Raw genomic sequence first — 13,494 nt, 5'->3', positions numbered from 1 at the left:
GTCAGACCGGGCTGATGTGCGCGGCGAGGACCCGCCAGCCGTGCGGGTCGTCGTGGACCCAGGTCCGGGTGTAACGCAGGCGAGCGGCGAACGGTGCCCCCTCGAACACACCGGACACCCGGCCCAGGAAGAACGTCACCCCGGTCTTCCCCACGACGAGCAGGTCCAGTTCCTCCTCGACCAGCTCCCGCACCACCGAACGGCGGTCCCGGTGCGCGGCCAGGTCGTCCTGCTTGGTGTGCGGACGGCCGTCCGGGCCGATGGCGATCAGCTGGTCGACCAGCAGCTGATCGAGAGCATCGACGTCGCCGGCCCTCTGGGCGGCCTGCAGGGTGCGCTCGGCATCGAGCAGCTCTGCCTCGCGTGCGCTGTCCGGCATCGTGCCGTCCTCCCGGTCGGGTCCGACCCGGGGTCACCGTCGGCCCGGGCTGTCCGCATTGTGGCAGGCAACGCGACCCGAGCGGGCGTGGATCGGCGCCCGGCTCACAGGCTCAGGCGAATCCGTACGACGGTCTCGCCGGGTCTGGTGAGCACGGCGACCTCGTCGCAGACCTGCTCCACGATCGCCAGCCCCCGGCCGCGGATCGAGTCGGCGGACGGCATTCCCCGGCCGAACTCCCGCGCCGGCCCCCGGTCGACGACGTCGCAGAACAGCTGGCCGGACTCGGCCCAGAGCAGGACCCGGCCGCCGCCGGTGGTGTGCTGCAGGGTGTTGGTGGCCAGCTCGCTGACCGCCAGTGTCAGCAGCTCCACCCGATGCGGCGGCAGGCCCCGGGCCAGCGCCCCGGCGCTGACGAAGGCGCGCAGCGCTCGCACGTCGGTTGCCACCTGGTACGCCATGGTGTCCGTGACATTGGCGGGGACGGTCTGCTCGACCGCGGTGTCGCGCCGCTCGGCCGGCATCAGCCCTCCGGCCGCGGGTCGCCGGTCAGCGTCACCACGATCCGCCCGGGTGCCGTGGACGTGTTCGCCTCGACGTGCGCCATCGGACACCAGCAACCCTTTTCCGTAGCCGCAGCCGTTGTCGCCACATCATGTCATCCGCCGACCCCTGGGCCGTCTCGTCCGTTCGGCGGTTGATCACGTCGCGCGCCGGACCGGCCAGGCATCCGGCGCCGGGCGGTCGGGGGGCCGCGTCGGCGCCGAGCAGCGACCGCTGCTACGGGCGGATGTCCAGGGCGCCGATGAGCCCGTCGCGCAGCGTGAACCGGTACCGCAGCTCGACCGGGCTGCCGGGGAAGTCGCCGGAGACCCGGGTGAGAGCCAGGTACGAGTCGCCGGCCTGGGATGTGACACGTACCGGCTCGGCCGTGTAGGAGTAGGCATCCATTGTCTTCTGCCGCCACGCCCGAATGGAGGCCCGTCCGTCGTACAGCCGGTCCTCGTCGGCGACGCTCGCGGTGTCCGCGAAGCAGGCGACGAAGGCGTCCAGGTCCCGGTCGTTGACGGCCCGGAAGTACCGGTCGATCACGTCGGGTAGGTCGACGGCCATCTGCTCCTCCTGCGGCACGGGCCGCCGTCGGGCAGCCGTCGGGTTCCCGGTCCGACCTCACCGTACGAGACTCCGACGGCGCCGCGCGGAGCAACCATCAGACCCGTCCGGCTCCGTCCGCCGGGTTTGCCGTCGACGGGCCCGGGTAGCCACGCATCTCCGAAACGAAGGGCGGGGGAATGGCCGAGCTGGGGTTCGTCGACAAGGTCGCGGCACGGGCGGGCGTCCCGCCGGAGCAGGCGCGCCCACTGACCGAGGCCGTTCTGCGGACCCTCACCGAGCGGCTCAGCGGCGGTGAGGCGGGCGCGTTGGCCCCCCACCTGGCCGCCGAGTTGAGCCCGTTGCTGGTCAAGGCCGCCGAGCCGCCGGAGGCGTTCGGCTACGACGAGTTCCTCCGCCGGGTCGCCGACCGCGCCGGAATCGACCGTCCAGCCGCAGAGCGGGGCACTCGGGCGGTTCTCCAGACGATGCACCGGGTGGTCGGGCACCGGGAGTTCGAGGACGCCCTGGCCCAACTCCCCTCGGATCTCCGCGCGCTCGCGCAGCCGCTGCCGCACGGTCCCTGACCGACGGCAGGCCTCACCGACACGCTGGCGCCGTACGGCCGGCGCGCCGGTGACCCTGCGCCACACGGCTCGGGGCGCGGCCCGACCGGGAGGTCGGACCACGCCCCTCGCCCGACGTCAGCCGGTTACCCCGGCACTGACCACCCACTTCTGGTGGGCGCCGCCCGCGTACGTGCCGAGCTGGATCTGGGTGCGGTCGGCGCTGCTACCGCCGGCGGCCTCCAGGACCTTGCCGGACTGCGGGTTGCGGATCGACCCGTCGGACTGCGGCTGCCAGACCTGCGCGGCGGTGCCGTTGCAGGTCCAGAGCTGCACCTTCGTGCCGTTGGCGGTGCCGCCGTTGTCCACGTCCAGGCACTTGCCCAGCACCCGGTACGTGTCGCCGACCTTCGTCCACGACTGCGCGCTGGTGCCGTTGCAGGTCCAGAGCTGGATCTTCGTGCCGTCGGCGGTGCCCGCGTTGTCGACGTCCAGGCACTTGCCACCGACGCCGGTGATGGTCCCACCGGTCGGCGGCGGGGGACTGCCGGGGATCGAGTTGAGCGTGTACCACGCCTCGGTGCTCCACAGTGACTGCCCGCTGGTGGAGGTGAACGGGCGCGGTGACCGCAGGTGCACCACCCTGCCGGCCTTGCGTCCGGGCACCGTGAGGCTGACCTTCTTGCCGTCCGCCGAGAGGGTGGCCGAGGTGACGGTCAGCGTCTCCTCGTCGATCTTCGGACCGCCGTAGTTCGAGGTCGCCACGTACCTCCACTGCTTGAGCTTGTACCGCGCGGCCAGGTCGGTGGCGGTCGCCGTCGACACGGGCTGGGTGTACTCGACCTCGAAGCCGGTCGTGGTGGCGCGCATGGCGAGCATCTCGAACGTGGTGGCGGTGTTCGGGGTGAGCTTCTGCAGGCCGTACGACAGCTTCCCGGTCTGGCCCCAGTTGCCGCCCGCGCCGAGCCCGCCGACGTAGATCGCGCCGTCCGGGCCGACGTTCACCTCGGAGACGCCCGCCTCCAGGCCCTGGGTGAGCCGGAAGAGGGCACCCTGGTATTCGCCGTTGACCTTCTCCACATTCGCCCGTTGCAGGCCGCCGTACGTCACGTCGCCGATGACGAACTGGCCGGCGTAGCGGCCGGTGGTCAGGTACAGCGGAGTGCTGGGCGAGTTGGCGATCTCGTTCTGTGGCATCCAGAGCACCGGCGGGGTGACCGGGTTGGTGTCGAACGGGCCGGCCGGGTTCGTGTAGTGGTTGAAGAACCGGCCCTGCTTGACGTGCACCAGCTTCGACGAGGGCAGCCAGCCGCCCTGGTTGTCGGTGACGAAGATGCCGCCCTCCGGGCCCCAGCCGATGCCGTGCGGGGTACGCAGGCCGCCGGCGACGTAGCTGACCGCGCCGGTGTCCTTGTTGATTCTGAGGGTGCTGCCCCGGTTGGCTGCGGGCTGCGGGTTGGTGGTGGCGCCGCCGGAGTTGATCGACACCGACAGGTTCAGGTAGAAGAACCCGTCCTGGTAGAGCAGGCCGAACGCGAATTCGTGGAAGTTGCCCCCGTACGGCCAGGTGGCGACGGTCTCCAGGCGCTCGGCCACCTCGTCGCCGCCGGTGTTGACCAGCCGGGTCAGCCGCTGCTTCTCCGAGACGTAGACCACCCCGTCGACGATCTTCAGCCCCATCGGCTCTTTCAGCCCGCCGGCGATCTTCTTGGTGGTCACGGCGCCCGGAGTGGTCGCGCCGCCGGTGTTGCCGAGGATCCAGACCTCACCGTCCTGGGACGTGCCGGACTGGTCGCTGCCGCCCCAGGTGGAGACGACCAGCCGCCCGTCGGCCAGCCAGTCCATCCCGGTGACCTTCGGCTGGAAGCCGCTGGGCCGCAGGTTGGTCAGCGTGTAGCCCGGGTGCACCCCGGTCAGCGGCAGGCCGTCGCCGGGAGTGTCGGCGATGCCCTCGCACTCCTTGCGGCCCGGTGCGGTCACCCGGACGACGCCGGCGTCGGTGCTCAGCGCCGAGTTCGGTACGACCACGAAGGACGACGAGCCGGGCGTCTTCCACTCCAGGGTGATCTGCTGCCCGCCGCCACGCTCGAAGTGGTCGATGCGCAGCGGGTGCAGCCCGGCGGTGAGGGTGACGGTGCCCTCCTTGGGTGGGGTCGCTCCGTGCAACCCGTCGTGGTCGATCACCACGCTGTTGTCGATCGCCAGCTTGGACCCGTCGTCGCTGCTGAGCCGGAACGTGTAGCTGCCGGCCTGGGTGGTGGTGATGTTGCCGAGCACCTGCGAGACGAAGTTGTCCTCGAAGCCGAAGTCGGCCGCCGAGGTCCAGTTGATGGTGGACATCAGCTTGTCCACGTTCGGGGTCTGCGCGGGCTTGAGTGTGCAGAGCGTGGAGAGCGGCACCTGCACGTCGAAGACGCGCAGCGTGACACCCGGTTCCTGCGCGGGGGCGGCGGTGGCCGGAGCGGCCCAGAGGCCGGCGGTGAGGACGAGTGCCAGCGCACCCAGTGCGGGTTTGTGGAGTCGGCGTAGCAGGCGTGTGCCCATCGTTCCTCCAGGAGGCGGTGGAGTGTCCGACGGCCGGCGCGGAGCAGCGGTGAGGATGGCCGTCGGCCCGGGTCCGTAACGTCCTCGACGCCGACGAGTGACATTGCGGAAACACCGGGTGGATGGATCGAGACATTAAGGCGTTTCGATTGGAGTGTCCATGGCTTCGCCTCGATACATCAAAAGTTCCTCGTGTCCGTGCGAAAGTTCGCGGTGGTACGCGCCGGTATGCGGGTTTTGGCGGCCTATCGCTGTCCGCCTCGGACCCGGCCACCAGCCCGGTTGCCGGGCTTGCGAGGCGTGTTCGCCGCCTTCCCCGCGTTCGCCGTCTTGCCCGCCCTGCCAACCGGTCGGCGGGTCGCGGTGGCGCCTCCCCGTGCGGTGGGTCGACGGCGGGCCGCCACCAGCACGATCGCGGAGACCACGACGACGATCAGTGCCGGGACCAGCCAGGGCGGGAGCCCGCCGTCCCGCCGCTCTTCCGTGGCGCCAGCCGGATCTCTCGCCGGGCCGCCGGTGGCGTCCGCCGGGCCGCCGGTCGCCCCCGGGCTCGCCGACCCCTCGCCCTCGGCCTGGGCGAGCAGTGTCGCGTCCGGCCCCGCCGTGGGCACCACCCAACCGGCCGGCGCCGGCGTACTCGGCCCCTGGTAGTCGAAGGTGACGTTGCCCCGTACCGCCTCACCGTCCGAGGCGACGGAGAGATAGCTGGCGGTGTAGCGACCCTTCGCCGGCCAGTGGGCGACGGTCACCATGGCCGGGAAGCCGGTGTGGTAGAGCCGCGGCTCGAACACACCGTTGACCATGAAGTACTCCTGGACCGGCTTGTCCAGGCGCTTCGGCTCGCCGAACGACCAACCATTGTCCACTCGCGACCCGTCCGGCCCGGTGACGGTGAAGTGGGCGTTGGAGGCTGGTTTCTCGGTGAAGTACAACCCCAACTGTGTCAGCGGCTCGCGCACGACGGTGCCGGTCAGCGGGGTGCTGGTCGCCAACTGGCCGTGCGCGGACGCCGGTGCGACCGGCAGCACCAGCGACACCACCACCGTCGCGGCCACGGCCGCCAGGGTGCGGCTCAGGATGTGACGCATAGTGATGAGCCTCGATCGCATTGGTTCATCATGGTCATATCCCCGCCGCCGAACAAGACGTACAGTTCTCATCCCCGACGATCAACCCGACACCCGTCCCCTCGCGTTCGGAGTCCGCCCGTGTCCGTCCGTACCCCCGCCGGCCGCACTACCGCCGCCCTTGCCGCCGCCGTCCTCACCGCCCTGCTCCTCGTCGGGTGCGGCCAGGACGACGATCCCTCCGTCGCCACCCCCTCGGCGGCACCGACGTCCGCCGCGCCGCCGAGCGCCACCACCGCGCCGACCCCGACGGCCGGCGCCACCCCGAGCGCCGCCGCCAGCACCCCGGCCGTGGACCGGCAGATCACCGTGACGATCGCGAAGCGGCGGGTCGATCCGCCCACCGGACGGATCACCGTGGGTAAGGGCGAGCTGGTTCGGATCACTGTCACCTCCGACGTGTCCGACGAACTGCACGTGCACGGCTACGACCTGGGCGCTCGACTGCCGGCCGGCACCCCCGGGTTGGTGGAGTTCCGGGCCGACAAGACCGGGCTGTTCGAGGTGGAGACGCACGAGACCGAGCTGGTGCTGTTCCAGCTCGTCGTCCGCTGAGCGACATGACCGCCGCTCCCACGCTGCTGGCACACGGCGTCGGTGGTCGCCAGGACCTGCCGATCACGTTGTCGCAGCTCGTCGTCGCCGCCGCGCTGACCCTCGTCGTCACGTTCCTCGCCCTGGGCCTGCTCTGGCGTGAGCCGCGACTCGACCGGGACTCGACCGGGGGCCGACCGGTGCCGGGATGGCTCGCCCGACTCGTCGACGCGCCCACCTTCCGGTGGGTGCTACGGGTGCTCGGCCTGCTCGCAGCCGCCTGGTTCTGCCTGGGTCTGCTGGGCGGGCCGGACACGGCGGACAACCCGACGGCCGGCGCGCTCTACGTGCTGCTCTGGGTCGGGCTGGCGCCGCTGTCGCTGCTGCTCGGCCCGGTCTGGCGAGCGGTCAACCCGCTGCGCACCGTTCACCTGCTGGCGGCGCTGGCCGTGCGGCGCGACCCGCGCCGAGGGCTCCGTCAGCTGCCGGCCGGCGTGGGATGGTGGCCGGCCGCCGCGACCCTTTTCGGCTTCGTCTGGCTGGAACTGGTCGCACCCGACCGCGCCACCCTGCCGGTCATCACCGCCTGGCTCGCCGCGTACGCGGTGATCATGCTGGCCGGCGCAGCGGTGTTCGGCGCCGGCTGGTTCGACCACGCCGACCCGTTCGAGACGTACAGCGCCCTGATCGGTCAGCTCGCCCCGGTCGGCCGGGCAGCCGACGGCGTGCTGGTGTGGCGCAACCCGCTCGACGGGATCGCCGGGCTGCGGCCCCGCCCCGGCCTCGTCGCCGTGGTGATCGTGCTGCTCGGCTCCACCATGTACGACAGTCTCTCCAACGCGCCCGGCTGGCTGCGGTTCAGCCAGGAGAACGGCCTGCACCCGGCGGTCACCGGCAGCGCCGGGCTGACCCTGGTCGTCGCCGCAGTGGCGGTGGCGTACCTCGCCGCCACCGGAGCCGCCGCGCGCATCGGCCGCGCCGACCCGGCCGCCGCCCGGGGCGTGCCGGGCGAGATCGCCCACTCGATCGTGCCGATCGCGGTGGGCTACGTGGTGGCGCACTACTACTCGCTGCTGATCCTGGAAGGCCAGCGCACCGTCGCGCTGCTCTCCGACCCGTGGGGCACCGGCGCCAACTGGCTCGGCACCGCCGGCTGGGAGCCGCGCACCGGGCTGGTCACGCCGTCCGGGGTGGCCACCCTCCAGATCACCGTGATCATCCTCGGGCACCTGCTCGGCACGCTGCTCGCCCACGACCGCGCCCTGTATCTGTTCCCCCGGGCCCGGGCGGTGGCCGGCCAGCTGCCGCTGCTGGCGCTCATGGTCGCGTACACCGTCGCCGGTCTGCTGCTGCTCTACGCGGGGTAGCCCCGCCTGGTTGCGACCCGTGCGTCATGATGGCCCGTGGACTCCGATCTTCAGCGCTACCTCGATGACCTGGTCGCCGCCGCCCGCGACGTCCTCGGAGCCGACCTGGTCGGCGCGTACGCGGCCGGCTCGGTGGGGCTCGGCGCGTACCAGGCCGGCCGCAGCGACGTGGACGTGGCGCTGGTCAGCGCCGGTCCGCTCACCGACACCGCCAAGCGGGCGCTGGTGGCGCGGCTGCGGCACGAGGCGCTGCCCTGCCCGGCGCGAGGGCTTGAGCTGGTCGCCTACGACCGGGCAGTGGCCGCCTCGGGCACCCCGGAACCCGGTTTCGACGTCGAGATCAACACCGGGGCCGGCATGCCGTTCCGGTGCACCCTCGACCCGGCCGACCGGCCCGCCGCCGACGGCCGCTTCTGGTACGGGCTGGACCGCAGCATCCTGCACCAGAGCGGGCTGCCGCTGCTCGGGCCGCCAGCGGGAGAGGTCTTCGCCGACCTCACCCCGGCCGACCTGCGTCGACTCCTCATCGAGGCGCTGTCCTGGTGGCTGGCCCTGCCGACACCACCGGGGGACCAACCCGCGCCCGGCACGGAGGACGCGGTGCTCGGTGCGTGCCGGGCGCTGGTGCGACACCGCGACGGCGTCTGGCTCGCGAAGGTGGCGGCCGGCCAGCGACTGGTCGACGCCGGTGACCGGGCCGAGGTGATCGGCCAGGCGATCGCCGCGCGGCACGGCGGGCCGCCGCCCACCGGGGCGCGGGCCCGAGCCTTCCAACAACGGGTACGCGACGAGATCGCCGCGTAGCCGGACCGGCCGCCAACGTGAAGACGGTCAGCGGACCGGGCTGGGCTGCAACGAGGCGAAGAGCAGGTTGAGACCCTCGGTCATGGTCGGGTGGGTGATGACCGCGTCGCGCAGGGCGGTCCACGGCATCCCGGCGAGCATGGCCAACTGCACCGAGGTGATCACCTCACCGGCTTCGGCGCCGAGCAGCGCCGCGCCGAGGATCCGGTCGGTGCTGGCGTCGATGACCGCCTTCCACATGCCCTTGGTCTGGCGCAGGGTGCGCGCCCGGGGGATGGCGGCGACCGGCAGGTGGGCGACCTGGACGTCGTACCCGGCGCGGCGCGCCTCGGTCTCGGTGAGCCCGACCCGGGCCAGCTCCGGGGTGGTGAAGACGGTGTACGGGATCAACCGGTCGGCGGTGCTGCGCTGTCCACCCGCGAGGTTCGCCCGGATGATCCGGTAGTCGTCCAGCGAGACGTGGGTGAACTGCGGGCTGCCGGCGACGTCTCCGGCCGCCCAGGTCCGCTCGGCGCTGGTGCGCAGGTGCTCGTCGACCTCCACGAAGCCCCGTTCGCTGAGGCGTACGCCGGCGGCGTCCAGGCCGAGCCCGTCGGTGACCGGTGCCCGGCCGGCCGCCACCAGCACGTCGTCCCCGGTCACGAGGCTGCCGTCGTCCAGCGTCACCCGGACCGTGCCGTCGACGTCGCGGTCGACCCGGGCGACCGCGACGCCCACCCGTACGTCGATGCCGTCGTCGACGAAGACGCGCATCACCGCGTCACTGACATCGGGGTCCTCGCGGGTGAGCAGTCGCGGACCGCCCTCGATCAGCGTCACCGCGCTGCCGAACGAGGCGAACATCTGCGCGAACTCCACCCCGACCGTGCCGCCGCCGAGCACCACCAGCCGGTCCGGCAGCCGGTCCAGGTGCAGCAGGCTGTCGCTGGTCAGCACCCCGGCCTCGGCCATCCCGGGCACCGAGGGCAGATGCGGACGCGTACCCGTGTTGATCACCACGTCGTCGCCGCGCAACAGCCGCTCACCGCCGTCGGCGAGCGACACCCGTACGGTCCGGGGGCCGACGAACCGGGCCTCACCGATCACCAGGTGCAGACCGGAGTCGAGGAACTGCTGCCGGTTGGCGGCGACCATCCCCTCGACGACGTCCTGCTTGTGCGCGCGCAACAGGTCCACGTCGACCCGGCCGCCGTCCATCACCAGGCCGAGCGCGGACGCGTCCCGCAGCAGGCGCGCCGCCCGCGCGCTGGTCACCAGCGCCTTCGTCGGGATGCACGCGACGTTGATGCAGCTGCCGCCGATCATGCCGCGTTCGACCATGGCGACCCGCTGTCCGGATCGGGCGACGTCCATGCTCAACGTCTTCCCGGCCTTGCCGCCGCCCACGACGAGCAGGTCGAACTCCTCCGGTCGGTCGGTCACCGGGTGCTCCTCTCGGTCGCCGGGCGGGCCGGCGGCCACCGCTGGTGCGCGGCGGCCAGCCCAGCCTGCCAGCTCCGCCGAGGACGCCGGCCCGGTTCGGCCCAGAATCCCCTCGGGGTCGAGCGCCGTCGAGGTCGTCCCGGGCCGTGCGGGATCGCGCGTGCCCGGGACGACCGTCACCGTCATCAGTGCCGGGCGGCGCCGTTCTCGCTGACCGGCTGCCCGAAGGCCAGGAACGGGACGGGCGTCGGGGCGTCGGGCCGAGTGAAGATCCGCTCGGCCTCGTCCGTGGGTGCGTCCGCCGGCCGGTCGGTGGGCGTGTTCACCGACTCGTCGAGGTTGGTCGGCCGGTGTGAGCGCTCGGCGTCGGACTGCTCACTCCCGGACTGATCGGCGACGGACTCGTCGTCACCAGGCCGGTCGCTCTCATTGCGCACCTCAGCGACCCGATCGGCGGGGGAGCGGTCGGCGCTGGGGCGATCGAAACCGGAACGAGAACCCACCATCGGGTACTCGGCGGTCTCCGTACCCCCGGCGGCCGCGGCCATCACCGCGGCGGCGGCGAGGTCGGCCACCCGCTTCGCCTCCCGCTGCACCCGGGCGCGGACCTCCTTGGCGTGCCGCTCGGCGGAGTCGCCGGCCCGTCGGGCCTCCTCCAGCCGGGCGCTCTCTGCGGTGAGGTCCCGGCGGACCTCACTGAGTCGCTGCTGCATCCTCGACAGCTCGTTCTCCAGCGTCTCGCCCTCCTCGCGGATCTCGGCGAGCTGCTGGCGGCCGGTGTCCAGCTCGGCGCGCAGCTCGGTGGCCTCCTGCTGACGCTCCTCGATCTCCTGCTGGAGGGCGGTGAGCTGCTGCTGGTGGCTGGCGGCCTGCTCGTCGGCGCGGTTGCGCAGCTCGGTCACGTGCTGCTGCGCTTCGGCCAGCAGCGCGGCGATCTGCTGCTCGGTCGCGTTGCTCTGCTCGGCGAGCTCCTGCTCAGCGGCGGCCTGCTGCTCGGCGATGTCCCGCTCCGCGGCGGTCCGTCGCTCGTTGACCTCGCGCTCCACGTTGGCCTGCCACTGGGCCATCTCCTGCTGATTCTTCGCGCGGGCCGACTGGAGTTCCTGCTGGATCTGGGTGCGCGCCGACTTCATCAACGCGTCGGCGGCGACCCGCGTCTGGTTGAGCTGCTGCGCGCTCTGTTCGGTGATCCGCTTCGCCTCGTGCTGGGCGCGCTCGTGGGCGGCCTCACCGTCGGCGCGCAACTGCTCCGCGTGCTCGCGGATCGCGGTCAGCTCGGCCTCGGCCAGGGTGCGCCGCTCCTCGTGCGCCTGCTCCTGCTCGGTACGCCGGGTCGCCAACTCCTCGGCCAGGTCCTGGCGTGCCTGCGCGGCCCGCTCACGGGTGTCGGCGAGGATGCGCTCCGACTCGCTGCGCAGCTCGTTCGCCCGGTCGGTCGCCGACTCGATGATCATGGCAGCCTGCTTGTCGGCGAGCGTCATGATCTCGGCGACCATCGGCCCCAGATCGTGGATCGTCGCGCGGTCCACCTGCACCGGTTGCTCCTGAAGGTCGGCCAGTTCGGTACGCAGTCGCTGCACCTCGGCGGTCAGTTCACGGACCCGAACGGCGGAGCGCCCATGCTCCCCACTGAGCATCGCGATCTGACCGTCGAGCTGCTCCAGGTGTCGGTCCACCTGGCGTTTGTCGTAGCCGCGCAGGGTGAGCTCGAAGTGTGGCCGCGAGGCCGCATCGTCGCGTCCTGCGCGCGGCTCAGCGCCAATGGACATGCACCATCCTCCGTACGATCGGGGGGCGTGAGGGTCGGCGGTCGCCTGCCCCGCGGGCCGTCAGTGTGGCGCAACGCTACCGCCGAGCCGACCTCATGCGAAGTCCCGCCCCACCCCCTCTCACGTCTCAAAGCCCGCCGGCCCTCGGCCCACCTCCCGCCCGCGTCGATCATGGAGTTGTGGTGGGTCACAAAGGTCGTGGACCATCACCATTCCGGCACCACAACTCCATGATCGACGGGGTGGGCTTCGCGCGCGTCGACGGCGGTCTAGCGGCGGCGCGCCACGAGCACCGCGTCGTGGATTGTTATCTGCTGGCCGTTCTCGTCGGTGGCTGCGCGGGGGCGGGCCTCGGCCGTCAGCACCTCCCAGTCAGACGGGTCCAGGGTGGCGGCCACGTCCTCCGCGGTGAACATCATGTCCGGCATGTGCATCCGGCGTGCCGTCGTCCACAGATCCGACGGGTGGTGCCCGACGATCAGCAGAACTCCGCCCGGCGCCACCGCCGCGGCCAACCGGGCGAACAACTCCTGTCGCTGCACCGGCGGCAGGTGCATGAACTGCGCCGACACCAGGTCGTACGCCTCCTCGGCGGGGGGCTTGTCGCGCAGGTCTGCGTGCGTGAACTCGATCCGAGCACCGACGCCGGCAGTGTCGGCGTGCGCGGCGGCCCGGTCCAGTGCGGTGGTGGAGATGTCCACCGCCGTGACCTGCCAGCCGCGCTCGGCCAGCCACACCGCGTCGGCGCCCTCCCCGCTGCCCACGTCCAGCGCGCGTCCCGGGCGCAGGTCCGCGACTTCGGCGACCAACTGCGGGTTCGGCCGACCACTCCAGACCGACGGCCGGGACTGGTAGCGCTCCTCCCACGCCGGTTCCTCGAACGCGGTGGCCACCACCTGGCGGTACGCGGCGACCGCAGCCTGGGTCTCCTCGGCGATCAGGTCGGCGTTGATCGCCGCGCCGGCGGTGAGGCCGGCCGCGGCGGACGTGATCACCTGGCCACGGATGTCGGCCACGTTGCCCGCCACCCAGACGCCCGGGACGCTCGTCGCGCCGGTGGGGTCGGCGGGGATCTGGGCGCCGATGACGTGCTCGCCCATCGTCACCTCCTCCGGGGCCAGGCCCAGGCCCACCAGCAGGCCGGAGCGGGGGGTCAGCCGCGTCGCGACCACCACCGCGTCGAGCGCCACCACCCGACCGTCGGCCAGCCGTACGCCGGTCAGCGCGTCCCCGGTCACCTCGATCTCGGCGATCGGGCCCGGGACCACCGCGATGCCCCGGGCGGCGAGCCGCTCGGCGGCCTCCTCGTCCGGTGCGGGAACGTCGTGCAGCAGGAGCAGCACGTCGGCACTCCACTGTCGCCACATCTCGGCCTGGTGCACGGCGAACGGTCCGGTCGCCAGGATGCCGATCCGCCGGTCGCGGACCTCCCAGCCGTGGCAGTACGGGCAGTGCAGCACGTCGCGTCCCCACCGCTGGGCCAGACCGGGCACGTCGGGCAGTTCGTCGGTCAGCCCGGTGGTCACCAACAGCCGACGGGCGCGCACCGAACCCCCGCCGTCGAGGCCGAGCCGGAACCCGTCGTCGTCGCGGGTCACCTCCTCCACCCGCCCCGTGTGGAACTGCCCGCCGTACCCGGCGACCTCGGCCCGCCCGACCTCGAGCAACTCGCCCGGCGGCGTCCCCTCCCGGCCCAGGTAGTTGTGCACCCGGTCGGCCGGCGCGTTGCGCGGCTCACCGGAGTCGATCACCAGCACCGACCGGCGGGCCCGGCTCAGCGCCAGGGCTCCGCTGAGCCCAGCGGCGCCGCCGCCCACCACCACCACGTCGTATGTCTCTTCCACCGGTATCTCCCTCTGACTCTGTCGGCTGAGCCCACCATGCGTCGCC

Annotated in this window: 12 protein-coding genes; 4 read left to right on the top strand and 8 right to left on the bottom strand. The window is 72.4% G+C overall.

Annotated elements, in window-relative coordinates:
* Position 1: 1 nt before the first annotated feature.
* The 3 genes from CLT68_RS24120 to CLT68_RS24110 form a co-directional block, all read right to left on the bottom strand.
* A complete protein-coding gene (locus CLT68_RS24120) occupies positions 2-379 on the bottom strand; it encodes a nuclear transport factor 2 family protein (RefSeq protein WP_099854260.1) in 378 nt (125 codons plus the stop codon).
* A 104-nt stretch (positions 380-483) separates the two neighbouring features.
* A complete protein-coding gene (locus CLT68_RS24115; protein ID WP_099854258.1) occupies positions 484-903 on the bottom strand; it encodes an ATP-binding protein in 420 nt (139 codons plus the stop codon).
* 256 nt (positions 904-1,159) lie between these two features.
* The gene (locus CLT68_RS24110; RefSeq protein ID WP_143743230.1) at positions 1,160-1,492 is read right to left on the bottom strand and encodes a nuclear transport factor 2 family protein; all 333 of its coding nucleotides are present in this window, start codon (positions 1,490-1,492) and stop codon (positions 1,160-1,162) included.
* A 179-nt stretch (positions 1,493-1,671) separates the two neighbouring features.
* Between CLT68_RS24110 and CLT68_RS24105 the strand changes: the two genes are divergently transcribed.
* Positions 1,672-2,058, top strand: a complete 387-nt coding sequence (locus CLT68_RS24105) for a DUF2267 domain-containing protein (RefSeq protein ID WP_099854253.1) — start codon at positions 1,672-1,674, stop codon at positions 2,056-2,058.
* Between the two features lie 117 nt (positions 2,059-2,175).
* Here CLT68_RS24105 and CLT68_RS24100 read toward each other — a convergent pair whose 3' ends face one another.
* Complete coding sequence (locus tag CLT68_RS24100) at positions 2,176-4,581, bottom strand: ricin-type beta-trefoil lectin domain protein (RefSeq protein WP_099854251.1); 2,406 nt, start codon at positions 4,579-4,581, stop codon at positions 2,176-2,178.
* Between the two features lie 245 nt (positions 4,582-4,826).
* Positions 4,827-5,669, bottom strand: a complete 843-nt coding sequence (locus tag CLT68_RS24095) for a copper resistance CopC family protein (protein ID WP_486482294.1) — start codon at positions 5,667-5,669, stop codon at positions 4,827-4,829.
* Between the two features lie 120 nt (positions 5,670-5,789).
* Here CLT68_RS24095 and CLT68_RS24090 point away from each other — a divergent pair, with 120 nt between their 5' ends.
* From CLT68_RS24090 to CLT68_RS24080, 3 genes are read left to right on the top strand one after another with little or no spacing between them, the layout of a single operon-like run.
* Positions 5,790-6,263 carry a hypothetical protein gene (locus tag CLT68_RS24090; RefSeq protein WP_099854247.1) on the top strand — a complete coding sequence of 158 codons (474 nt, stop codon included), beginning with the start codon at positions 5,790-5,792 and terminating at the stop codon, positions 6,261-6,263.
* 5 nt (positions 6,264-6,268) lie between these two features.
* The gene (locus tag CLT68_RS24085; protein ID WP_099854245.1) at positions 6,269-7,609 is read left to right on the top strand and encodes a hypothetical protein; all 1,341 of its coding nucleotides are present in this window, start codon (positions 6,269-6,271) and stop codon (positions 7,607-7,609) included.
* Between the two features lie 36 nt (positions 7,610-7,645).
* Positions 7,646-8,413: a nucleotidyltransferase gene (locus CLT68_RS24080; RefSeq protein WP_099854243.1), complete on the top strand. Its 768-nt coding sequence runs from the start codon at positions 7,646-7,648 to the stop codon at positions 8,411-8,413.
* Positions 8,414-8,440: 27 nt separating this feature from the next.
* On the opposite strand, the gene CLT68_RS24075 is transcribed toward CLT68_RS24080, so the two are convergent.
* The 3 genes from CLT68_RS24075 to CLT68_RS24065 all read right to left on the bottom strand — a co-directional run bounded on the left by CLT68_RS24075 (position 8,441) and on the right by CLT68_RS24065 (position 13,454).
* Complete coding sequence (locus CLT68_RS24075; protein ID WP_099857563.1) at positions 8,441-9,835, bottom strand: FAD-dependent oxidoreductase; 1,395 nt, start codon at positions 9,833-9,835, stop codon at positions 8,441-8,443.
* Between the two features lie 185 nt (positions 9,836-10,020).
* On the bottom strand, positions 10,021-11,604 hold the full coding sequence (locus tag CLT68_RS24070; protein ID WP_099854241.1) for a DivIVA domain-containing protein: 1,584 nt from the start codon (positions 11,602-11,604) through the stop codon (positions 10,021-10,023).
* Positions 11,605-11,873: 269 nt separating this feature from the next.
* Positions 11,874-13,454 carry an FAD-dependent oxidoreductase gene (locus tag CLT68_RS24065; protein WP_486482455.1) on the bottom strand — a complete coding sequence of 527 codons (1,581 nt, stop codon included), beginning with the start codon at positions 13,452-13,454 and terminating at the stop codon, positions 11,874-11,876.
* Positions 13,455-13,494 lie beyond the last annotated feature (40 nt).

The sequence above is a fragment of the Micromonospora sp. CNZ299 genome (assembly GCF_002754415.1).
This window is presented reverse-complemented; position numbering and strand designations above follow the sequence as displayed.

What these genes read in the sequence shown, in the direction of transcription:
- CLT68_RS24070 (WP_099854241.1), bottom strand. Translation starts at nt 11,604, where the DNA reads ATGTCCATTGGCGCTGAGCCGCGCGCAGGACGCGACGATGCGGCCTCG.
- CLT68_RS24105 (WP_099854253.1), top strand. Translation starts at nt 1,672, where the DNA reads ATGGCCGAGCTGGGGTTCGTCGACAAGGTCGCGGCACGGGCGGGCGTC.
- CLT68_RS24085 (WP_099854245.1), top strand. Translation starts at nt 6,269, where the DNA reads ATGACCGCCGCTCCCACGCTGCTGGCACACGGCGTCGGTGGTCGCCAG.
- CLT68_RS24115 (WP_099854258.1), bottom strand. Translation starts at nt 903, where the DNA reads ATGCCGGCCGAGCGGCGCGACACCGCGGTCGAGCAGACCGTCCCCGCC.
- CLT68_RS24100 (WP_099854251.1), bottom strand. Translation starts at nt 4,581, where the DNA reads ATGGGCACACGCCTGCTACGCCGACTCCACAAACCCGCACTGGGTGCG.
- CLT68_RS24095 (WP_486482294.1), bottom strand. Translation starts at nt 5,669, where the DNA reads ATGCGTCACATCCTGAGCCGCACCCTGGCGGCCGTGGCCGCGACGGTG.
- CLT68_RS24110 (WP_143743230.1), bottom strand. Translation starts at nt 1,492, where the DNA reads ATGGCCGTCGACCTACCCGACGTGATCGACCGGTACTTCCGGGCCGTC.
- CLT68_RS24120 (WP_099854260.1), bottom strand. Translation starts at nt 379, where the DNA reads ATGCCGGACAGCGCACGCGAGGCAGAGCTGCTCGATGCCGAGCGCACC.